The organism is Acetobacter sp. A11-2, assembly GCF_040208445.1.
GTDB lineage: Bacteria > Pseudomonadota > Alphaproteobacteria > Acetobacterales > Acetobacteraceae > Acetobacter > Acetobacter oryzoeni.
Genome location: NZ_CP157843.1, coordinates 231615 through 252403, shown reverse-complemented (window position 1 = coordinate 252403; position 20789 = coordinate 231615). Strand labels below are relative to the sequence as shown.

General features: G+C 48.9%; 18 protein-coding genes and 1 pseudogene. 5 read left to right on the top strand and 14 right to left on the bottom strand.

Annotated features, from left to right (window positions below; translation table 11 throughout):
* The first annotated feature begins 410 nt into the window (after nt 1-410).
* Nucleotides 411-881, top strand: a complete 471-nt coding sequence (locus tag ABNV41_RS01255) for a cytochrome c (protein ID WP_087651857.1) — start codon at nt 411-413, stop codon at nt 879-881.
* A 69-nt stretch (nt 882-950) separates the two neighbouring features.
* Here ABNV41_RS01255 and ABNV41_RS01250 read toward each other — a convergent pair whose 3' ends face one another.
* The 3 genes from ABNV41_RS01250 to ABNV41_RS01240 all read right to left on the bottom strand — a co-directional run bounded on the left by ABNV41_RS01250 (nt 951) and on the right by ABNV41_RS01240 (nt 3623).
* Entirely contained in the window at nt 951-1169 is a 219-nt protein-coding gene (locus ABNV41_RS01250) for a hypothetical protein (protein ID WP_050818382.1), read from the bottom strand.
* A 48-nt stretch (nt 1170-1217) separates the two neighbouring features.
* Nucleotides 1218-1979, bottom strand: a complete 762-nt coding sequence (locus tag ABNV41_RS01245) for a glucose 1-dehydrogenase (RefSeq protein WP_050820249.1) — start codon at nt 1977-1979, stop codon at nt 1218-1220.
* A 192-nt stretch (nt 1980-2171) separates the two neighbouring features.
* Nucleotides 2172-3623, bottom strand: coding sequence for an aldehyde dehydrogenase family protein (locus ABNV41_RS01240; RefSeq protein WP_050818383.1), 1452 nt, complete (start codon nt 3621-3623; stop codon nt 2172-2174).
* 254 nt (nt 3624-3877) lie between these two features.
* Between ABNV41_RS01240 and dld the strand changes: the two genes are divergently transcribed.
* Nucleotides 3878-5593 carry a D-lactate dehydrogenase gene (gene dld, locus ABNV41_RS01235; protein ID WP_050818384.1) on the top strand — a complete coding sequence of 572 codons (1716 nt, stop codon included), beginning with the start codon at nt 3878-3880 and terminating at the stop codon, nt 5591-5593.
* A gap of 106 nt (nt 5594-5699) precedes the next feature.
* On the opposite strand, the gene ABNV41_RS01230 is transcribed toward dld, so the two are convergent.
* Together ABNV41_RS01230 and ABNV41_RS01225 are read right to left on the bottom strand one after the other, a co-directional pair.
* Nucleotides 5700-6776: a putative zinc-binding metallopeptidase gene (locus tag ABNV41_RS01230; protein WP_050818385.1), complete on the bottom strand. Its 1077-nt coding sequence runs from the start codon at nt 6774-6776 to the stop codon at nt 5700-5702.
* Complete coding sequence (locus ABNV41_RS01225) at nt 6773-7609, bottom strand: transglutaminase family protein (protein WP_050818386.1); 837 nt, start codon at nt 7607-7609, stop codon at nt 6773-6775. Before ABNV41_RS01225 ends, ABNV41_RS01230 begins: the two co-directional genes overlap by 4 nt.
* Nucleotides 7610-7856: 247 nt before the next feature.
* On the opposite strand from ABNV41_RS01225, the gene ABNV41_RS01220 reads away from it, so the two are divergent.
* Entirely contained in the window at nt 7857-9335 is a 1479-nt protein-coding gene (locus ABNV41_RS01220) for a circularly permuted type 2 ATP-grasp protein (RefSeq protein WP_050818387.1), read from the top strand.
* A complete protein-coding gene (locus ABNV41_RS01215; RefSeq protein WP_050818388.1) occupies nt 9317-10339 on the top strand; it encodes an alpha-E domain-containing protein in 1023 nt (340 codons plus the stop codon). The genes ABNV41_RS01220 and ABNV41_RS01215 overlap by 19 nt, the downstream gene beginning before the upstream one ends.
* Nucleotides 10340-10386: 47 nt before the next feature.
* Here the strand turns inward: ABNV41_RS01215 and nadC are convergent, their stop codons facing one another.
* From nadC to ABNV41_RS01200, 3 genes are all read right to left on the bottom strand, one after another.
* Complete coding sequence (gene nadC / locus ABNV41_RS01210; protein WP_050818389.1) at nt 10387-11244, bottom strand: carboxylating nicotinate-nucleotide diphosphorylase; 858 nt, start codon at nt 11242-11244, stop codon at nt 10387-10389.
* Nucleotides 11245-11270: 26 nt separating this feature from the next.
* Entirely contained in the window at nt 11271-12251 is a 981-nt protein-coding gene (gene nadA, locus ABNV41_RS01205) for a quinolinate synthase NadA (RefSeq protein ID WP_050818390.1), read from the bottom strand.
* Between the two features lie 80 nt (nt 12252-12331).
* Nucleotides 12332-13216 (bottom strand): NrtR DNA-binding winged helix domain-containing protein, encoded by an 885-nt coding sequence (locus ABNV41_RS01200; protein WP_050818391.1) that lies wholly within the window; start codon nt 13214-13216, stop codon nt 12332-12334.
* A 257-nt stretch (nt 13217-13473) separates the two neighbouring features.
* On the opposite strand from ABNV41_RS01200, the gene ABNV41_RS01195 reads away from it, so the two are divergent.
* Complete coding sequence (locus ABNV41_RS01195; RefSeq protein WP_050818393.1) at nt 13474-14106, top strand: TetR/AcrR family transcriptional regulator; 633 nt, start codon at nt 13474-13476, stop codon at nt 14104-14106.
* Here ABNV41_RS01195 and ABNV41_RS01190 read toward each other — a convergent pair.
* The 6 genes and pseudogenes from ABNV41_RS01190 to ABNV41_RS01165 all read right to left on the bottom strand — a co-directional run bounded on the left by ABNV41_RS01190 (nt 14078) and on the right by ABNV41_RS01165 (nt 20776).
* On the bottom strand, nt 14078-15370 hold the full coding sequence (locus ABNV41_RS01190; RefSeq protein ID WP_050818394.1) for an NAD(P)/FAD-dependent oxidoreductase: 1293 nt from the start codon (nt 15368-15370) through the stop codon (nt 14078-14080). The two genes, ABNV41_RS01195 and ABNV41_RS01190, sit on opposite strands and share 29 nt — an antisense overlap.
* A 178-nt stretch (nt 15371-15548) precedes the next feature.
* Nucleotides 15549-16940, bottom strand: a complete 1392-nt coding sequence (locus ABNV41_RS01185; RefSeq protein ID WP_050820250.1) for an NAD-dependent succinate-semialdehyde dehydrogenase — start codon at nt 16938-16940, stop codon at nt 15549-15551.
* A 457-nt stretch (nt 16941-17397) separates the two neighbouring features.
* Nucleotides 17398-18633 (bottom strand): MFS transporter, encoded by a 1236-nt coding sequence (locus ABNV41_RS01180; protein WP_050818396.1) that lies wholly within the window; start codon nt 18631-18633, stop codon nt 17398-17400.
* 25 nt (nt 18634-18658) lie between these two features.
* Nucleotides 18659-19060, bottom strand: coding sequence for a heme-binding protein (locus ABNV41_RS01175; protein WP_050818397.1), 402 nt, complete (start codon nt 19058-19060; stop codon nt 18659-18661).
* Between the two features lie 175 nt (nt 19061-19235).
* A pseudogene (locus tag ABNV41_RS01170) lies at nt 19236-19808 on the bottom strand (NADPH-dependent FMN reductase).
* Nucleotides 19809-19906: 98 nt separating this feature from the next.
* The gene (locus tag ABNV41_RS01165; protein WP_050818399.1) at nt 19907-20776 is read right to left on the bottom strand and encodes a pirin family protein; all 870 of its coding nucleotides are present in this window, start codon (nt 20774-20776) and stop codon (nt 19907-19909) included.
* Nucleotides 20777-20789 lie beyond the last annotated feature (13 nt).

Here is a 20789-nt window from a genome sequence, read left to right as displayed (position 1 = left end):
GGCCGCCCTTGGGCACCATTAAACGGCAGTAAACTGCCAATCCCCTGATAGTTTGGTGTAATTTGGTGTAGTCACATTTCTGTGAATACATACTTTATAGATATGGGCCGCCCTTGGCTCCATTTAACGGTGAAACCGTTCTTCCTTTAAAAATTTAATAATGCTGCAATTAAGTGGCTTTCTATCCATTATCTTAATATGCGCGCAAAATGCGTAGCACCTCATGCGCCCTGTTCTCCCTTTTTGCGCGGCTATGTAACCGTTTTCCCCCTTATTTGTAGCCACAAAGCCTTTCTTCCGCCCTGATTGTTCGAAATAAAGAAAGCATATTCTTTCAACCTCCTTAGGTTGAGAAGATAGGCTATCCGTGTATAGTCATTTCACTATCGAACAGTTTTCAGGAGTATTTTATGAAAAAGACCGTTCTCGCTCTGCTAGCAGCTGTTACCGGGGGCGTAGGCTTTTCCGGTGCGGCGCATGCAGCGGCAGATGGCGCACAGCTTTATGCAACGCACTGCGCCATGTGCCACCAGAGCAGCGGCGATGGCGTTCCTGGGCAGTTTCCTCCCCTGAAAGGACGCATTGACAAAATTGCGGCTTCTCCTGAAGGCAAAACCTACGTGACGCACGTACTGCTGAACGGCCTTGCTGGCAGCCTGAAGGCAGCTGGTGGTTCCTACATGGGGTACATGCCTTCCATGTCATCCATGTCTGATGAAGAAATTGCCGCTCTGCTGACTTATGTTTCTTCCCTGAGTGGCGCGGCTTCTACGCCCACCTTCTCGGCTGATGATATTAAAAAGGAACGCGCTACACCGCTGCAGCCGGGTGTTGTGCTGGAAGAGCGTGAAAAGCTGAACGCTGCTCACCCTCTGCCATAAATAAAACAAGAGCCAGTCATTGCGATAAATGGCTGGCTCTTTTTAATTCTCTTTAATTTTTAAAAATATTTAGCCGCTAACGTCTGGATTGCCTTCGCTAGCATCTACTGTGCCTGCTCTCTTTCGGCGTCCATCTACAGCTTCTGCAATTTCAGACACCAGATCCAGATATTTCTCCCGATCAGTTTCTACAGAAGAACCAAACTGATTGAGCAAGGCGAGAATCAGGTCCTCCCGTGTTGCATGTTTTTTCTCCCTCCGTGGGGAAAAGTGCTTTTTACCGGACATGAAATTTCACTCCTTTACACCTGCATGCAGCTGCATTTACTGCTTTGCTTATTGTGCAGTGTAACCACCATCAATCACCAGTTCACTTCCGGTAACAAATTTGGATTCATCCGAGGCAAGATACAAAATACCATAAGCAATATCGTTGGGTTCACCCAAATGGCCAATGGGGTGCAGATCCACCAGTTTTTGGCGTGCAGCGGCATCTTCCTTGGTGAGGCCGGCCACCATTGGTGTCCAGATATAACCGGGATGCACTGAATTGACGCGAATCTTGTAACCAGATTTGGCACAATGTAGAGCCGCAGATTTTGTAAACAGCCTTACCCCACCTTTACTGGCATTATAAGCAGCCAATGTTGGATCCCCAACCAAGCCTTCAATAGAAGACAGATTGACAATAGACCCACCACCAGACTTCTTCATGGCCTCAATAGCCACCTGTGTGCCCAGAAATACGCCATCCAGATTGATGGACTGAACGCGCCGCCAATCTTCCAGAGATGTGCTTTCCACACTGCCAGAATACGCAATGCCTGCATTGTTCACTGCAATATCCAGCCGCCCATAAAGCTTGAGCGTCTGCTCAATAGCAGCCTTCCATGCAGCCTCATCCGTTACATTCAATTTGACAAATACGGCTTCACCACCTGCAGCCTTAATTTCTGCAACGGCTTTCTGCCCGTCTTCTTCTTTCAGGTCACCAATAACAACCTTAGCGCCTTCCTTGGCCAAAAGCTGTGCTGTTGCCTTGCCTATGCCGTTAGCGGCGCCAGAAACAATAGCCACCTTGCCTGCCACACGTGCCATAATACTTTCCCCCATTTATGCATTCTGTTGCATTGCATGCTGATCCCAGCCTGAATCAGATATCCCAACCATGACCTGCATCAATTCTTGCAAATGTGTATTTTGGAGCATCTCAAAATACCCCAAAGATTGGGACAAACTTCTGCCCTGAACATAATGTGCCAGGACAATGATAGTTTCTTTCCGAGCCGTTCACGGCTTCTTTGAGTCTGCCCCGTACCCAATAATTGCTTTGGTTTCCAGAAACTCTGCAATTCCAAAGCGGCTGCATTCACGGCCATTGCCAGACAGACCATAGCCACCAAACGGGGCCTTTACGGTCCACGCTGCACCATTAAGGGTAACTGTGCCGGCCCGGAGTTTACGCGCAACCCGGTGCGCACGCTCCTCGCTGCCAGATTGCACATATGCCGCCAAACCATATGGCGTGCTATTTGCCAGCCGGATGGCATCATCTTCATCCGCATACCCCATGATGCACAAAACCGGACCGAAAATTTCTTCCTGCGCAATCACCATATCTGATGTCACGTGACCAAACACGGTTGGGCGCACGTAATAGCCTTGCGCAAGCCCTTCTGGACGCCCTACCCCGCCAGCAGCCAGAATGGCTCCTTGAGCCGTGCCTTTTTCAATCAATGCCTGAATACGCTTAAACTGGCTGGCACTTACAACGGGGCCAAGCTCTGTCATGCTATCAGCCGGATCGCCCACACGCAGACCATTCGCAACTTTAGCAGCAATATCCATAGCCTTTTCCATCAGATCATGCGGCACCAACATACGGGTTGGTGCATCACAGGACTGACCAGAATTTCCAAAACACTCTTGGGCACCCCGTTCTACTGCATCTGCAAAATCCGTATCAGGGAAAATAATGTTGGCAGATTTGCCGCCCAGTTCCTGCAAAACACGTTTAACCGTAGGTGCTGCGGCCTGCGCCACGGCAATACCGGCCTGTGTTGACCCGGTAAAAGACACCACATTGACCAATGGATGACTTGCCAAGGCTTCTCCGGCCACAGGGCCATCACCCTGCACCATGTTATATACACCAGCGGGCAGACCTGCTTCATGCAGGATTTCTGTAAATATCATGGCAGATAAAGGTGCAATTTCACTGGGTTTGAGCACAACAGTGCATCCGGCAGCCAAGGCAGGCATAACCTTGCAGGCTATCTGGTTCATGGGCCAGTTCCATGGCGTAATCAGCCCGGCAACACCTATGGGTTCATGAGTGATGAGAATATCATCCTCACATTCCTCAAACTTGTAGTGGCGCAAGGCATCTAGCGTTTCTTCTATATGCGCCAAGCCTGCCGGTGTCTGACTTTCCCGCGCGATAGTGATGGGAGCCCCCATTTCCAGAGAGATCGCCCGCGACATCTCTTCCGCTCTGCGCTGATAGATAGAGGGAATACGGCCTAGAACCTCTAGCCGTTCTGCACGCGTTGTGGTGCTCCATGCCTCAAATGCCGCATGAGCAGCCTCAATAGCCCGATTCACATCCTGCGCGTGGGCCAATGCAATACGGCCACATGGCTTCTCTGTTGCTGGGTTGATAATGTCTTTTTGATCTTGAGCAGAAGGCAAAACCCACTGCCCATTGATAAAAAATCTTTCAGAATTTTCTAAACAATCCATTTCATCACCCTCCAGTAACCGCCTGATGCGTTGGGCATTTCAGGATAATACGACAAACGCGCCCCAACATGTTATAACAGCCATGCGTTACCAGAAACGGGGGTAGCCAAAGACTTTCTTGCTTGCCTATGCCATGTTTCTTGTCATTTGTTATTCACGGCGCAATATCAGGCATAACCGTGAAAACAGCTTTACGTTATACTCTTGCCGGTATCTGAAACACGACCTCCGGCTGCCGTAGAAAGGATTTATGCGTGACAACCGCCGCAGAAAACAACAAACAGCTGATTGAACAGCTGAAGAATATAGCTGGCCAGCACCATGTCCTGACCGGAGAAGACAGCACATATCGCTTTACCCATGGTTTTCGCTTTGGCGCGGGTAAGGTGCTTGCTGTTGTCCAGCCGGGCTCACTTATCGAACTTTGGCGTGTTGCTCAGGCCTGCGTAAATGCTGATAAAATTATTATCATGCAGGCCGCCAATACGGGTCTGACTGGTGGTTCCACCCCCGATGGCAATAATTATGACCGTGATATCGTGCTTATCAGCACGTTGCGGCTGGATAAATCTCACCTGATTGGCAACGGCAAGCAGGTGGTGTGCCTACCGGGTGCCACGCTTTACGAACTGGAAAGCAAGCTGGCTGCCATTGGGCGCGAACCGCATTCTGTTATTGGTTCCTCCTGTATTGGTGCCTCTGTTTTGGGTGGTGTAAGCAACAACTCTGGTGGCGCATTGGTGCAGCGCGGCCCCGCCTATACAGAAATGGCTGTGTTTGGTCAGGTCGGGCCGGATGGTAAACTGCAACTCGTTAACCACTTGGGTATCCAACTGGGGAATGACCCGGAAGCCATACTGCAGAAGCTGGAAGCTGGCACCTTTACAGAAGCAGATATTGATTGGAACGCCGGCAAAGGGCACGATGGCAATTACATCAACCACGTGCGCGAAATTGATGCCGACACCCCTGCCCGCTACAATGCAGATCCGGCACGCTGGTACGAAGCTGCAGGCTGCGCGGGCAAGCTGGTTGTGTTTGCTGTGCGCCTTGATACCTTCCCTGCCAATAAAGACACATCTGTTTTTTATATCGGCACCAACAATACGGATGAGCTGGAAAACCTGCGCCGCCATGTACTGACAGCATTTAATGAACTGCCGATTGCGGGGGAATATATCCACCGTGATGCGTTTAATATTGCTGAAAAATACGGCAAGGATACCTTTGCAGTTATCCGTTATTTTGGCACCAAGTTCTTGCCAAAAATGTTCGCCATGAAATCACGGTTTGACATTTTTGCCAAAAAACTTGGCTTCCTGCCCGACCACCTGAGTGATCGGATCATGCAGGCTGTCAGCTACCTGCTGCCTCGCCAGTTGCCTAAGCGGATGCTGGATTATCGGGACAAGTTTGAACACCACCTCATGCTCAAGGTCTCGCACGATCTAGCTGGACCTATGCGCCAATATCTGCAGACATATTTTGGCAGTGTTACTGGCGAATATTTTGAATGCACGCCAGAAGAAGGCAAACTTGCCTTCCTGCATCGTTTTGCTGCTGCTGGCGCGGCTGTAAGATACCGCGCAGTGCACCACAAGGAAGCAGAAGACATTGTGGCGCTAGACGTTGCCCTGCGCCGGAATGATCGGGAGTGGTTTGAAAAACTTCCGCAGGATATTGAAAACAAGCTGATTGTTAAACTCTATTACGGCCACTTCCTCTGCCATGTCATGCATCAGGACTACGTGGTGAAGAAGGGTTACAATGCCATAGCTGTTGAGCATGAAATGCTGCCCGGTTTGGATGCCCGTGGGGCACGCTATCCGGCTGAGCATAATGTGGGCCACCTGTACAAGGCTCCGCAAAACATGCTGGACCACTATCAGCAGCTTGATCCCTGCAACTGCATGAACCCCGGCATTGGCCAGGCAACAAAACGCAAAAACTGGGTTGCAGAAAGCGTGTAATCGCAACTTTCTGTTAGCCTAGCATAATACTCAAAACCCGATGCGGCTCCTTTGGCTGCATCGGGTTTTATTTTGCGCATATATCAAGCCCACACGTCCCAAGGGTTTATGATTTATTCTGAGCACCTCGAATAAGATCATGAATGAAATGCAGTTTGTGTAGAACGCCCTGAGTTAACGTAAATGGATAAAAATCTGGCAAACCCATGGAACGATTCAAATTATTGACCGCATAAGTGAGCGGAACCCATGCGTCGATAATTTCCTCAAAAGGCATGGTTGTATATGGATCTCCATGTGGAGAATGAGGAGCATCTCCACCAACTGTAGCACTTACCGTCATATCGTAAGCCAATGCTGTTTCTAGTGTAGAAACGATATGGAAGTAATGCGCCCATGTTTCCGCAAAATCTTCCCATGGGTGAGATGTCGCATAAAAGCTTACAAAATTCTCACGCCAGTTCTGTGGGGGAGATTGCGCATAATAAGTTTGTAACGCAGCCTGATAATCTGCACGATCATCACCAAATACAGCACGGCAGGCATCCAGCTTCCCACCGTCTCTTACCAGAACGTTCCAGTAATAATGCCCAATTTCATGGCGAAAATGCCCAAGCAGAGTACGGTAATACTCTCCCATTTCAATGCGCATCTTTTCACGGTAGGCATCATCTGCCTCCTTAGTGGCAATCGTGATAATGCCGTTGCTATGGCCTGTCATGACGGCAACAGAACCATCTGCCGCATCATCCAAAAAATCAAATGCCAAACCGTTTTCCGGGTCCTGCCGCCGGTTTTTAAATGGAAGCTTCAAACGCAGGATTGTGTAAAACATCCTGTGTTTTGCAACTTCCAGTTTGTACCAACGGTCTTTGTTTTCTGGTACATTCAGATTGGGGATCACACGGTTAAATTGACAGGCAATACAGAACCCGGCAGATGCATCATTCTCTGCGGATAATGTCAGCCAGTTACACACGCCATAAGCATGATTGATACAAAAGGCATGCGCTTTCCCTTCTGCCTTTTCTTCCAAAGGCAACCATGTTCCATCGGCCTGTGGTTCTAGCGCAGTCATGGCAGCAAGCTCTGGCAAATAGCCTACGGTAACACCACAGCACTCACATTGTGTCGCCTCAAACCCCACCAGATGGTTGCAGGATTGGCAGAAAAACCGTTTCATTGTTGGGGTAAGTGCTGCACTTGCATGAACACATCAAATACGGCTTTGCAACAATCCAACACGCCAGAAACTGGCGCTGCATCCTGCGGTGTATTTGCAACTGCCAATGGAATATGCCCTGCTCCTGCCAGAAACCCAGATGTGGTATCAAACCCAATCCAACCCTTTTGCGGGATAAGAACCTGCGCCCACGCGTGTAAGTCACCATTCAGGGTTGTCATCTTACCTTCCGCACATTCTTCCTGAATAAGATAACCGGAAACAAAGCGCGCCGAAAAACCAAGCTGACGCGCGGCACTTACCAGCAACCATGCGCTATCTCGGCAAGAACCGCTTGCACGCTGCAATGTTTCCTCTGCCGTCCAGACCCCCGGCTCCATACGCCGTTGGTATTGAATCCGCTGTGCGATAAGCTGGTTAAGGGCTTTTATTTTATCCAAAGGGTTTTGTGCGGCCCGAACCTGATGCGCACCTATGAGTGATTGCATATTCTCACTTATATGCTGCGGCGTGTGCCCATTTCCCTCATTCACAGGTTCCGGGCCTATAAGTGTATGAGCAAGAGGATCATACGGCGTAAGATCCACCATCAGCGCAACTTCAATATCAAACTGCGTCACCTGATCGGCACATTCAACACACGCAATCTGATTGCCCAGTGCATCCTGTGTCCAATTTACCAAGCATTCAGTTGGTTGCACATGTAGGTTATACGAGAGCACAGGTGTGCGGGAATATAGCGTAGGGCGTAGCCGAATTGTTTGTGGCCCCATGCTGACAGGCCTATCATACCGATAGCAGGTTTGATGCGTCAGCATAACGTGAGAACTCATCAAACCCTAACCCTGTCTTTTATCTTATTTATGGCAAGCATTGTTGCCTCGTTCAACAAGAACACACACTTGTAGCGTAAAACCATAGCAGCATGGTCTGCACATGCAATACATATCCAACGCAATCAAAAACTTGCTCAAGTAGCCGCTTTTTTAGACTTGGCAAACATCTGGAAACCTGTTCAGTTAATTCGGTAGTGAAACAAGTTGAGGCCGCACTGGCCGCCAGCCTGACGGGAGAGAAACCATGACACCAACAGCCCTGCATGCTCCCCCTCAGGCCACTTCCTCAGGATTACTGGATAATTACCACATCCCTGATTTTTTCTGCGAGTTGATGAATCGGCGTGATCCAACGCCCGCCACCCTACAATGTGTAAAAGACCGGCTTGCTGCACTCAGTCTGTCAGAACTGCGCCGCAGAACGCAGGCTGCAGAGGCCCAACTCTACCGCATGGGCATTACCTTTACAGTGTATTCAGATAAGGAAGCGATTGACCGTATTCTGCCGTTTGATGCCATCCCTCGCGTTATTACCGCACAGGAGTGGGACCACGTAGAGCGCGGTGTGCAGCAGCGTATTCAGGCTATCAATCTGTTTTTGCATGATATTTACCATGATCGAAACATCCTGCGTGATGGCATATTACCCGCCGAACTGGTGCTGAATAACCCCAATTACTGTGAGGCCATGGTGGGGGTAAATGTTCCGGGCGGCGTTTATGTGCATATCAACGGCACGGATCTGATACGGGACGATAACGGCCAGTTTCTGATTTTGGAAGATAATGCCCGCACGCCCTCCGGCGTATCCTACGTTATTGAAAACAGGCATATGATGCTACGCCTTATGCCGGATCTGGCATCGGGCCTGCCCATTCGCTCGGTTGAAGAATATGGCCTGCGCCTACACCAGACCTTGTGTGAAGTGGCCCCAGAAGGCGTAGTTGATCCACAAATCGTTCTTCTTTCTCCCGGCATTTATAATTCTGCTTACTTTGAGCATGTTTTTCTCTCGCGCGAGATGGGCGTGCCTCTTGTAGAAGGTAAAGATCTGTTTGTTGAAAACCATCGGGTGTTTATGCGCACGGTTAACGGCCCGCGGGCCGTACATGCCATTTATCGCCGCCTGAATGATGATTTCTTAGACCCACTCGCATTTAACCCTAACAGCTTGTTGGGGGTTCCCGGATTGGTAGAAGCGTATCGACGCGGCAACGTCACGCTCGCTAATGCCTTAGGCACAGGTGTGGCTGACGATAAAGCCGTATATGCTTATATGCCGCGCATTATTCGGTACTATTTAGGGCAAGACCCCATTCTGCAAAGTGTTGAAACGCATATCTGTGCAGAACCAGACGGCCTTGCCTATACATTAGCCAATCTGAACAAGCTGGTTATAAAACCTGTTGGGGAATCAGGGGGATATGGCCTGTTAATTGGCCCTCACGCCAGCCAGAAAGAACTGGCAGATTTTAGAGAAAAATTACTGGCTGATCCTTCCAACTATATCAGCCAACCCGTTATCAATCTGTCTGTCACCCCCACCCTCTGCCCGGATGGCGTGGAAGCCCGGCATGTGGACCTGCGCCCCTTTGCCTTAACCGGTCGCTCTGTATGGGTTTTGCCCGGTGGTTTGGCCCGTGTGGCACTCCGCAAAGGATCTCTGGTGGTGAATTCATCTCAGGGTGGTGGTTCTAAAGATACATGGGTGATGGCATCATGATGAACGAAACACAGGGCCACCTGCTCTCTCGCTACGCCGAATGCATGATGTGGCTGGCACGCTATATGGAGCGCACAGAAAATCTGGCCCGCCTTCTGGAAGTGACAGAAACATTTGTGCGCGATGCCAACGGCCAGATTGCATGGCATTCCATTGTGCAAATTAACTCGGACGAGCAAACTTTTCTTGCCCTGCACCCATCAGGCGATGCAGACGCTGTCGCCAGCTTTTATCTGACAGAACAGGCTAACCCGGCTTCTATCTGCGCAACTGCCCACGCGATACGTGAAAATGCGCGTGCTGTTCGCCCTTTGGTTTCTATTGAAATGTGGACACAGTTAAATGTGTTCACGCGCTGGGTTCTGGATCTAAAAGAAAAGGACATTTATCAAAACAGTCTTTCCAGCTTGTGCACACATATCAAACAGGATTGTCAGGCTCATTTTGGTATTACAGAAGGTACGCTTTACCGCGATCAGGCATGGCTTTTTTACAAACTCGGCAAAACGCTTGAGCGGTGCGACCAAATTACGCGCTTGGTAGATATTCGCTACCATATGCTGCTACCGCAGGGAGAGGCTCCCGGTTCTGAAATCGACATCACACAATGGACAGCTGTATTGCGTTCTGCCGCAGCTTACCATGCTTTCCGCCGTTTGCGGCCTGTTACAATTACGCCCGCCAATATTGTAGGCTTCTTGTTAAAGAATGAAGGTTTCTGCCGGTCCTTAGCTACCAATTTGCGCTTGATGGATGAAACGCTTGCGCTTTTAGCCTCTTATCCCGGTTTGCGTTCACGTTGCAGCCAACTGCAGGAATGTGTTGCAGAACTGCGCGTGACACTTGCTGATCAAACTGCAGAAGATATTATTATTCGTGGCCTACATGATTACATGAGTTGGATACAACAGCAGCTTGCACAGCTACAGGGGCAGATTGCATTGGAATTCTGGCCTCCTGTTTCAGTTGTGTCCGTTCAGGCAGATTTTCAGATGCAAGCCTAAGATTGGTTGCATAGAGTATAAAAGCTTTTGGATATAATTTTGGAAAACTAGATGTAATCCAAACCAATATCCAAAGCTTTTACGCTATGGGTTAGCCACCCTGCAGAAATAACATCCACTCCGGTTTCAGCAACAGCGCGCACTGTTTCATGCGTAATCCCGCCTGATGCCTCGGCTATGGCAGAGCCCTTGATCATACTGACAGCTTTACGCAGAGTGTCCGTATCCATATTATCCAGCAGATAGGCATCAGCACCGCCGCAGGCTAGAGCAGTTTTTAACTGTTGAAGCGTATCTACCTCTAGTTCGATTTTCATAAGATGACCTGTTCGCTCACGCGCTTTTTGCAAAGCCACATCAACCCGACCATCACACAAGGCAAGGTGATTATCCTTGATCAAAATAGCATCATCTAACCGAAAACGATGATTGCCACCGCCCCCCGCCTTTACTGCATATTTTTGCAAAGCCCTTAAACCCGGGAGTGTTTTACGGGTGCAGCAAATAACAGCTTTTGTGCCCGCCACTGCATCCACCATCTGGCGTGTTTGAGTGGCAATACCACTCAGATGCGAGAGGATATTCAGGGCTGTCCGCTCTCCTGCCAGAACAGTTAGGGCATCGCCTTCTACTTCGGCAATTACATCACCAATGGCCAGCCTGTCCCCATCCTGCTTGAGGGTACGAAACTGCACATGCTCGTCCAACAAAGCAAAAGCTTGCCGTGCGCCTTCAAGCCCCGCAATAACACCTGGATGACGCGCACAAAATACTGCGCGTATTTTCTGCCCCGGCGTTACCAATGCTTGCGTGGTAATATCTCCTCCCTGCCCCAGATCTTCAAACAATGCGTCTTGAACAACAGGTTTCCATAACAAAGCAGGAAAATGGCATGTGTAAGACATATGTATGAAAGCTCCTATCCTAGCCTTTAAACACGCAGCATACGCTCAACAGCCAAACGGGCACGCTCTTGCAAGGCTTCTGGAATAACAACCTCGGCCTCCAGATTTTCCAAAGACTTTCGAATAGCGGGCAATGTAATCCGCTTCATATGCGAGCACAGATTACAGGGCCGCACAAAAGTTGTATTTGGATATTCTGCTGCCAAATTATCACTCATAGAACATTCTGTTACCAGAAGGACTTTTTCGGGTTTTTCTTGCGCAATATAGGCAATCATCTGGGCAGTAGAGCCCGAATAATCTGCCGCTGCCACTACCTCTGGTGGGCATTCAGGATGCGCAACAACTTTAACCCCTGGATGTATACGCCGATACTGCCGAATTTCTTGCGGGGTAAACCGTTCATGCACCTCACAATGTGCAGGCCATGTTATCATTTCAATTCCGGTTTCAGCTTGAATATTACGGGCCAGAAACTCATCTGGAATCATGATGACACGCGGAACGTTCAGACTTTCCACCACCTTGCGCGCATTGCCTGAAGTGCAGCAGATATCGCTTTCGGCCTTAACTGCGGCCGTGCTGTTCACATAAGTTACAACAGGCACACCGGGATACGCTTGTTTAAGGCTACGCACATTCTCGGCTGTAATGCCTTCCGCCAAAGAACAACCTGCAGCTACATCCGGAATAAGAACTTTCTTTTCTGCATTCAGCAATTTGGCTGTTTCTGCCATAAAATGCACGCCAGCCATAAGAATGATATCGGCATCTATATTCTGCGCTGCACGTGCAAGAGCGAGGCTATCGCCCCGTATATCAGCCACACAATGAAAGATTTCTGGCGTTTGATAGTTATGCGCGAGAATAACGGCATTATGCTGCTTTTTAAGGCGTATAATCGCCTCAATATCCGCTGCATACCGTTCTTCCCACAAATCTCGTGCCATAATGCTGGCTACAGGCTGATACAGAGTATCCCTGTCTGGAACATTGACGACCAACATGAATACCCTCCTGTGCGGTACATATGCTCAATTTGAGTATATGTACCGCACAGGAAAAACAAGCACTTTGAACCTACTTTTTATAACAATGGCGTTAGCGGCAATTTAGCGCCAGCCAGATAGCAGTTCTGCCCTGCTTCTGGCCGAAAACAGTATAGTTTTGCAGGCCGCCCCTGCTGAGGAACATCAAAATTACCCGTTTCTTCCACAAGCTTTTGCTGCAAAACTAGGCGTCTGAAGTTTTGCTTGTGCATCCAACAACCCGCCAATGCTTCCATGGCCAGCTGAAGCTGCAACAATGTGAACGTTTGTGGCAACAGATCGAATACAACCGCTGTATAGCGAATTTTAGCCCGCACGCGCGAAAGAGCAGTCGCCAAAACGCGCCTATAATCTGCCTGCATGGGCAAACCTAATTGAAGTTGTCCTTCAAAATGTTTGGCTTCGTGCACCAAACCAGCTTCCCACAAAAGTTCGTAACGATCTAAAGCCAGTTCATCGTTCCATGGATGCGGAGAAAGGCCAAACAGTCTGGCGCATCTTTGCTGTTTGGCAGAACTCTTCCCGGCCCAATTTTTCAGTAATAAAATGATACTTTCCAGGAGAGGCTGAGCCTCTGGATTTCTCCGATCCTCCCACGGAAAATAATCATATAGGGAACGCTCTGCTATTGTCTGATCTGCATTGGAACTGATCAGAGCCATATAGGAAATACGCACCAAGCGGCTTTTATCTGCCACCTGTGTATCTGCAAACGTATAAAGCTGTTCTGTATGGCCCAATACCACGCCCGTTTGCTGCTCCACCCATCGGCATAGTTCCTTTTGCAAGGAATGACCGCCCAAGGTTAACGGGCCAGATGGTAAGGCCAGACCATTTTCCAGCGTAAGCACACAGGGCGTATCCTTTCTGACATTCAAAAGAACGGCTACAAGCTCTGCCCTGCAAAACGCTGTCTGTTTCATGAAGCCTCAATAATGGAGCAAAAATGAAAATATCATGGATGAAATCTGCATACTCATTTTTCATATGGGCGTGAAGATTCCACACAAAAAAACAGATATTCTTAACAATGTTTCCGCTGCAATATTTTCCAAATGCACATGTCTCGTGATATTATACAAAGACATCATTCATTTCTGGCATCTTCAGGCTGATATTTGTGCTTGTTTAGATAAAGATATAGAAACTTTTTGAAAGAAATCAGGATATTCCCGCGCCCATGAAGACGCCTACAAAACATGATATCGCAAAAAAGAAAATTGTAGATTCAGCACGTGCGCTTATTGCTGAACGCGGATTTTCGGCAGTGGGTCTTTCGCAAATTCTAGAAGTTGCGGGTATTCCCAAGGGTTCGTTTTACCATTATTTTGCATCTAAAGAGGCGTTTGGAGAGGAACTTCTCCGCTCTTACATGCATGATTATTTAATAAATATTCATGCACTCTTTGCCACACCAGATAAAAACGGTGCGCAAAAGTTATTTTCTTATCTGGATTTCTGGCGCTGTTCACATATCAAAGGGCAAATTGGGGATAAATGCCTGATTGTTAAACTGGCCGCAGAGGTTTCTGACATATCAGAACGCATGCGCCGTATTATGGAAACCGGCACAGCTTCTGTTATCACCCATGTCTCTCAAGTTATCAAAATAGGACAGGAGGACGGATCTGTACACTCCGCCCTCCCCGCCCATAAACTTGCATCATCACTCTATCAGCTCTGGCTGGGTGCAACCTTAATGACGAAAATTACGCATTCATCCCATCCAATGGATGAAGCATGGCAAACTTCGCTCACGCTTCTTGGTTGCACCGCAAATCAGATCAGTCCAGCCGCACGGAAGGACGAATAACGGTTTCTACCATATCAGCAAAGATGGAAGCCAAGCCGCGTATCCAGCCAAACAGTTCTATCTGGTGCTGACGATACAGCATGATATGCCCAATACGGGCTGAAAGCCCATGCAGCATACCGCCCCCCATAACGCGGCCACCCGGCAGAGCGGCCCAGCCATTGTAATTACCCAATGCAACAATGGCGCCTTTGTTATGGAAGATGCAGGAAGGCACTTCCTTACCGCTTTCCAGCCATGCTGGCAGATGCTGTGCCAGATGATGCGCCTGCTGGCGAGCAACCTGTGCCGTAGCGGGCAGCGGATCATCTACAATGTAAGAACAATCCCCCATTGCAAAAATACGATCATCATCAACAGAACACAGGTTGGGTTTGACGTTGATCTGCCCAGAACGGCTTAGGGAAAGGCCGCCATAGGTTTTTGTCACCTCCGGCGCCTTCACACCGGCTGCCCATACGCGCAGGGTAGCTGGCACATGTGTGCCATCTTTAAGCGTAAACCCTGTTGGATCAGCAGCAGCAACACGCGCAGATGTGCGCACATTCACACCAATCCGCTCCAGTTCCTGCTGCGCTGCAATGGAAACAGATTCCGGAAAGGCAGGAAGAATACGTGCGCCAGACTGTAACAAAGTGATGCTCAGTTTTGGCGGTGCCTTGCCAAATGCATGCAAGCTGACCGGGTCAACAATCTCAAGAGATTTATGAAGTTCCGCAGCGAGCTGAGTGCCTGTGGCCCCACCCCCAACAATAGCAATATCCAATTCGGAATTATCAGCAAATGACTTCAGAATTTCCATTCTGAACTTTTCATTAAAAGCATTTGCTTCAACAAGATTATCAATAAACAGACAATTTTCCAGTACACCGGGGGTGCCAAAATCATTGGCGCGGCTTCCGATGGACAGCACAATGGCATCATACGTCATGGTTCTGCTATCCAGAACCTTGCTGCCGTCTGATGCATGTAGGGGGCTTAAAACAACTTCCCGCTTTTCTCTATCAATAGAAACAACTTCACCAGGCCAGAATTCAAAATTGTGGCTGCTGGCTTGTGCCATAAAACTGATGCGGTCATTTTCATTCTGCACTGTGCCTGCGGCAAAGCAATGCAGCATGGGCTTCCATACATGTGAAAAGCTTTTATCAATAAGCGTGATACGTGCTTTTCCATGCCGGCCAAGTGTTTTACCCAGACGCGTTGCAAGGGCAAGTCCTGCCACTCCGCCACCGACAATAAGAATTTCAGACTTGGACGACATCAGGTTTACATGCCTCTTTCAGGAAGTAAGCGGGAGATAACGTTATATTTTGAGATGAATATTTTTATTAAAAAGAATTATTTGTTATTACACTATATAATTCTAATTACTTATATTTCTTATACTATAACTATTCTGTGAAAGCAGGCGCCTTTACAGGCGCCTGCTAACAGTATGATCAGAACGGTGCGTCGATATCGACCGTGTTGATCAGCTTGTGGTTCACGAACTCTTTGATACCAAGACCAATCAGTTCACGACCATAACCGGAGTTTTTAATACCACCGAAGGGCAGATCTGCCTTAGGCACCAGCGGATGGTTGATGAACACCATACCCGTGCGGATTTTTGCAGCCACACGTGCGCCGCGTGCTTCGTCTTTAGTGAAGACAGAACCACCCAGACCATAAGGAGAATCATTGGCAATGCGGATTGCATCGTTCTCGTCTTTTGCACGATACAACTGCGTTACCGGGCCAAAGAATTCCCAATGGCGGGCTGCGTTATCACCGTCCAGACCGGTCATCAGCAGCGGACGGAAGAAAGCACCCTTACCAGGAACTTCTGGCCCAATTACTTCAACCTTCGCACCATGCTTGATGGCTTCTGTTACCTGGCGATGCAGATCATCCATAGCGCCTTTGGAGCACAGAGGTGCCAGCGTTGTGGCAGGATCCATCGGGTCACCAGCTTTCAGCTCGGAAACACCCTTTTTGTACAGTTCCAGGAAGCGATCATAAATGGAATCAGCAACAATCAGACGCTTGGCAGATACACATACCTGGCCAGCATTCCAATGGCGGCCAATAACGGCCCATTTAGCAGCTTTTTCTACGTCGGCATCGTCCAGAACAATAAAGGCGTCTGCGCCGCCCAGTTCCATGGTTGCCTTTTTCAGGGCTTTACCAGCAACACCAGCAATAATGGTGCCTGCGCCTTCAGAGCCTGTTAGTGCCACACCGCAAACGCGAGGGTCATTCAGGATAACTTCTGTGTGGCGGCGTGCTGTATAAAGGTTACGGAACAGACCTTTGGGCAGGCCAGCTTCGTTCATCAGTTCTTCACATGCAGCAGCGCACTGCGGCAGGTTGGAAGCGTGCTTAAGCAGAACAGCGTTACCAGCAGAAAGCTGCGGCGCAATAATGCGAACAACCTGATAGAACGGGAAGTTCCATGGCTCAATTGCCAGCACAATACCCAGAGGTTCGTGCACCAGAACAGCCTTGCCTTCAGCCGGATCAGCAACCGGCAGAGATTCCGGCTTCAGCAGCTCTTCTGCATATTTTGCATAGTATTCGAAAATTTCAGCAGAAAGAATAACTTCTGCTTTGGACTCTGCAAACAGCTTGCCCATTTCCAGCGTGCCCAGACGGGCATACTTATCAACATCACGACGCAGAATGGCAGCTGCGGCATTCATAATACGAGCGCGTTCAGCAAAGGAGGTATCACGCCATTTTTCAAAAGCGGCATGAGCTTCGGACAGTGCGGTCTGAACTTCCTGATCTGTAGCTTCAGGAAAATTAGCAAGAACTTCCCCTGTATAGGGATTGGTTGTCGCGTACGCCATTTTTACCTCGTGAACAGTGAAATGGAAAAAGCAGAACGAGCCCGCAAATGCGGCATGCACCCGGCAGAGCAGAATGCTCTTATGTGTGGCATCGTCTCCCTCATCCAAAAAATAGACCGGTCAACTTTTATCGAGCAGGAAAATCCCTGATGGTAAAGTTCCATATACAAACTGGAAATATTCCTACCGAATCTGTATGGCCTGTTCTGGTTATCTGTATATGAATGGATATAGATGAAGTCAATTTATAATTAGACCAGTCGTCTTATAACTCTTATCCCATTTATGGTGGGATCGTATAAATGGGTTCAAGCAGGCATTATGCTTCTGCCCTCCCCCTTTCACCTTGCCGCGTAGTAAATACAAAAAATCTGGAGGGGATATTGCCCTTCCAGCTTAAAATGTTCGCACACAACTCAATATAAAATGCCGTCTCAGGCATTCTATCATAATCTATTCAGGAAATAGGTTGTCTGACTTCTTTCTGCCCACTCCGGCGCAACACCAGAATGGCCAGCAAATACACGACAAGACCACCAGCTGAGAGAACAGCGCCCCCAACACCCAGAGCCGAATACCCAAACTGATGTGCCAGCAACATGCTCCCCAGCGCTGCCCCCAATGCATTGGCAATATTAAATGCAGAGTGGTTAAGGGAAGCCGCCAAGGTTTGTGCATCCCCTGCAAAATCCATCAGACGTGTTTGCAATGCAGGCCCCAAACCATTTACAAAGGTTGGAATAAGAAAGACTGCAAGCGCCAAGAGCAACGGCTGATGCAACACCGTAGAAAAGCCAAGCATAACAACTGCACTCCCGCCAAGAGCCAGTATTGCAGCCAGATCCAACTTACGATCAACAAGCCATGCGCCCAGATTGGCCCCTACCAACATGCCCATGCCCCAGATAACCATGTACACCATAACGGACCATTCCGGCACATGCGTTACATTCTGCAAGATACTGGTAAGATAAGTATAAATGGCGAACATACCGCCAAAGCCGATAGCTGCTGTAAGCAACGTAAGCAAAACCTGCGTGTTACCCATGGCAGAAACTTCTTTTAGCGGTGAGTTCTTGCGGTTGGGTTGATCTGCCGGAATATACCGCCACACCCCCAAAAAGGTAATGCAGCCAAATATACCGATAATAAGATAGGCCACACGCCAGCCAAAATGATCCGCCGCAAATGTAGAAAACGGTGCGCCGACCAAAGTGGAAATGGCAATACCAGACAGAACCCGCCCAACAGCCCATCCGCGGCGTGAACGCTCCACCATGGAAGCCGCAACAAGCGCAGAAATACCAAACAATGCCCCATGCGGCAGGCCGGTAATAAACCGCGCCACTTCAACCAGTTCTGGCGTGGGCATGCAAATGCTCAGGAAATTCCCGAAACAAAACAACACCAACAAAGAAAGAAGGAGCTCTCTGCGGGAAAGCCGCGCACCCAGAATTGTAATAAGTGGCGCGCCAATCACCACCCCCAAAGCATAGGCTGTAATGGCGTATCCTGCATCTGCCGCGGATAGATGTAAGGAACGAGCAAATTCTGGCAACATGCCCATAATGGCAAATTCACCAGTTCCCACAACAAAAGTGCCAAAAGTAAGAATAAAGAGGGCTGCAGCACGACCATGAGGGGGTTCAATGAACGAGGTACTTGCGGGAGGAGGCTGAGGAGCTGTGGTCATTTAAAAACTCAAAAACAAGATAGGATCAGTTATTTACGGCCTGCTTCATTGCAACACGCGCAATGGCAATATCATCTTCCGTTTTGGCGCCGGAAACACCTATGGCACCTAAAAAGGAACCATCAGTGGCTTTAATTACCAACCCACCACCAAAGCTGGTTAAACCACCGTTTGTATTTTCCAGTGTATAGGCCTCTCCATTCGGGTGGCCTTTTGATGCAAAATCCGCACTGTCCATCTGAAACAGAGCCGCCGTGCGCGCCTTTTTCTGGCTGACATCAACCACACCTAATGGCGCCCCATCCATCCGGGCAAAAACCACTGGCCATGCAGCGGCATCTACAATGGAGACACATACATTCACATTAAGCCGGCGTGCCTCTGCCAAGGCGGCATCCAGCATAGATAAAGCCATAGAAAGCTGCATGAAACAGAACTCCTGCACGAAGAAAAGCGCGCAGACTACTCATCTCGCTCTTAAATGAAAGAGAAATTATACACAAAACACATTTATTTAACGGCAATGAACATATTCTTGTTACAAATGGAGCGTGAGGCCCTTATTGGTTTTTTATTTTCGGCCCCACAATTCCTCCGATAGTCTATTTTTGTTCTCTACGTGCCAGATCTGCCAATGCCTGTATCTGGCGCGTAAGAAAAGCGCGTGTTCGCTCGTCTGTCAGTTCCAGCTTATCTGTATCAAACTTATCCGCTGCCTGACCGATCATGGCTTCTGGCCTGTTCAGCACAAGAGCATCCATAAACACCATGCTCTGGCGTATGTGATACTGCGCACGTGCACCACCAATCATTCCGGGAGAAACCGTCTGTAAGGCAACAGGCTTACGTGCAAATGGTTGCGGCGTAAGACGAGAAAGCCAATCAAGCGCGTTTTTCAGCACACCCGGCACGGAATAATTATATTCTGGCGTAACAATAATAACGCCGTCGGCTTTCCTAATCTACTCCCCCATCGCAAGCACAGCAGCAGGAAAACCCTGCTCCTGCACATCCTGATTATAATGTGGAAACTCAGCAATGGACCCGAGTGCTGAAATAGTTATGCCCTCTGGCGCCAATGCAGGTAACGTGCGTGCCACAATACCGTTATAAGATGCCTTACGCAGGCTTCCCAACATCGTTACAAAATGTAGAGTTTCTTTGTCCTGCGTCATATTTTCTGCCCTAACTTGAAGTCATTATTGAACAATAGATCGCCATGGATGACATGACGTGCAGTCTGCACAATCGTTGCGTGCCATGGCATGAGGTATCAGGCTGAGATATTGCCAAAACGTCCGCTCTTGAAATCTTCAATCGCCTGACGGATTTCCTCCCGCGTGTTCATGACAAACGGTCCATAGCCGGCAATAGGTTCATTCAACGGTGCGCCAGTTAAAACAAGAAAACTGGAAGGCTGGGTTGCTTGTAATGTTACCTCTGCCCCTTCCCTGTCCAGAAGCGCAAATTGTGCACTTCCCACTTCTTCCGCACCATTCACAATCAGCTTCCCTTCAAGTGAAACAATGGCTGCGTTATGCCCTGCTGGCAGAGGAAGTGTGATGTGTGCTCCTTCCTCCAGCTTCCCGTCCCACACATTCAGCGGAGAGAAAATACGCGCAGGGCCGTGTTGGCCTTCATAATCTCCTGCAATAATACGCAAGCTGCCAGTATTACCCGGGAATATAACTGCCGGAATATTTCCTGCCTCTATGGTTTGGTAACCTGCAGGCACACCTTTGTCTTTGGCGGGCAAATTCACCCACAACTGCACCATCCGAAAATCTCCTCCCGTTTTTGCATAGGTTGGAGAATGAAATTCCTCATGCTGGATGCCATTGCCTGCTGTCATCCACTGCACATCCCCGGGGCCAATAATACCGCCACCGCCAGATGAATCACGGTGTTCCACTTCACCATCATAAACAATGGTAACGGTTTCAAACCCTTTGTGTGGATGCTGGCCTACGCCGCGCCGCTTATCTGTGGGCGCAAATTTATGCGGGCCTGCATAGTCCAACAGCAGAAACGGGCTCAGATGTTCACCAAAATCCGTATAGGAAAACAGAGAGCGTACGGGAAAACCATCACCAACCCAGTGCCCACGGTCATTTCCATAACGGCCAAGAATTTTCTTCTGCATGACTTTTGTCCTG

Bases quoted from the DNA above. Each gene is read 5' to 3' on its own strand.
- ABNV41_RS01255 (WP_087651857.1), top strand. From the start codon at position 411: ATGAAAAAGACCGTTCTCGCTCTGCTAGCAGCTGTTACCGGGGGCGTA.
- ABNV41_RS01250 (WP_050818382.1), bottom strand. From the start codon at position 1,169: ATGTCCGGTAAAAAGCACTTTTCCCCACGGAGGGAGAAAAAACATGCA.
- ABNV41_RS01245 (WP_050820249.1), bottom strand. From the start codon at position 1,979: ATGGCACGTGTGGCAGGCAAGGTGGCTATTGTTTCTGGCGCCGCTAAC.
- ABNV41_RS01240 (WP_050818383.1), bottom strand. From the start codon at position 3,623: ATGGATTGTTTAGAAAATTCTGAAAGATTTTTTATCAATGGGCAGTGG.
- ABNV41_RS01230 (WP_050818385.1), bottom strand. From the start codon at position 6,776: ATGAAACGGTTTTTCTGCCAATCCTGCAACCATCTGGTGGGGTTTGAG.
- ABNV41_RS01225 (WP_050818386.1), bottom strand. From the start codon at position 7,609: ATGAGTTCTCACGTTATGCTGACGCATCAAACCTGCTATCGGTATGAT.
- ABNV41_RS01220 (WP_050818387.1), top strand. From the start codon at position 7,857: ATGACACCAACAGCCCTGCATGCTCCCCCTCAGGCCACTTCCTCAGGA.
- ABNV41_RS01215 (WP_050818388.1), top strand. From the start codon at position 9,317: ATGGGTGATGGCATCATGATGAACGAAACACAGGGCCACCTGCTCTCT.
- nadC (WP_050818389.1), bottom strand. From the start codon at position 11,244: ATGTCTTACACATGCCATTTTCCTGCTTTGTTATGGAAACCTGTTGTT.
- nadA (WP_050818390.1), bottom strand. From the start codon at position 12,251: ATGTTGGTCGTCAATGTTCCAGACAGGGATACTCTGTATCAGCCTGTA.
- ABNV41_RS01200 (WP_050818391.1), bottom strand. From the start codon at position 13,216: ATGAAACAGACAGCGTTTTGCAGGGCAGAGCTTGTAGCCGTTCTTTTG.
- ABNV41_RS01195 (WP_050818393.1), top strand. From the start codon at position 13,474: ATGAAGACGCCTACAAAACATGATATCGCAAAAAAGAAAATTGTAGAT.
- ABNV41_RS01190 (WP_050818394.1), bottom strand. From the start codon at position 15,370: ATGTCGTCCAAGTCTGAAATTCTTATTGTCGGTGGCGGAGTGGCAGGA.
- ABNV41_RS01185 (WP_050820250.1), bottom strand. From the start codon at position 16,940: ATGGCGTACGCGACAACCAATCCCTATACAGGGGAAGTTCTTGCTAAT.
- ABNV41_RS01180 (WP_050818396.1), bottom strand. From the start codon at position 18,633: ATGACCACAGCTCCTCAGCCTCCTCCCGCAAGTACCTCGTTCATTGAA.
- ABNV41_RS01175 (WP_050818397.1), bottom strand. From the start codon at position 19,060: ATGCAGCTTTCTATGGCTTTATCTATGCTGGATGCCGCCTTGGCAGAG.
- ABNV41_RS01165 (WP_050818399.1), bottom strand. From the start codon at position 20,776: ATGCAGAAGAAAATTCTTGGCCGTTATGGAAATGACCGTGGGCACTGG.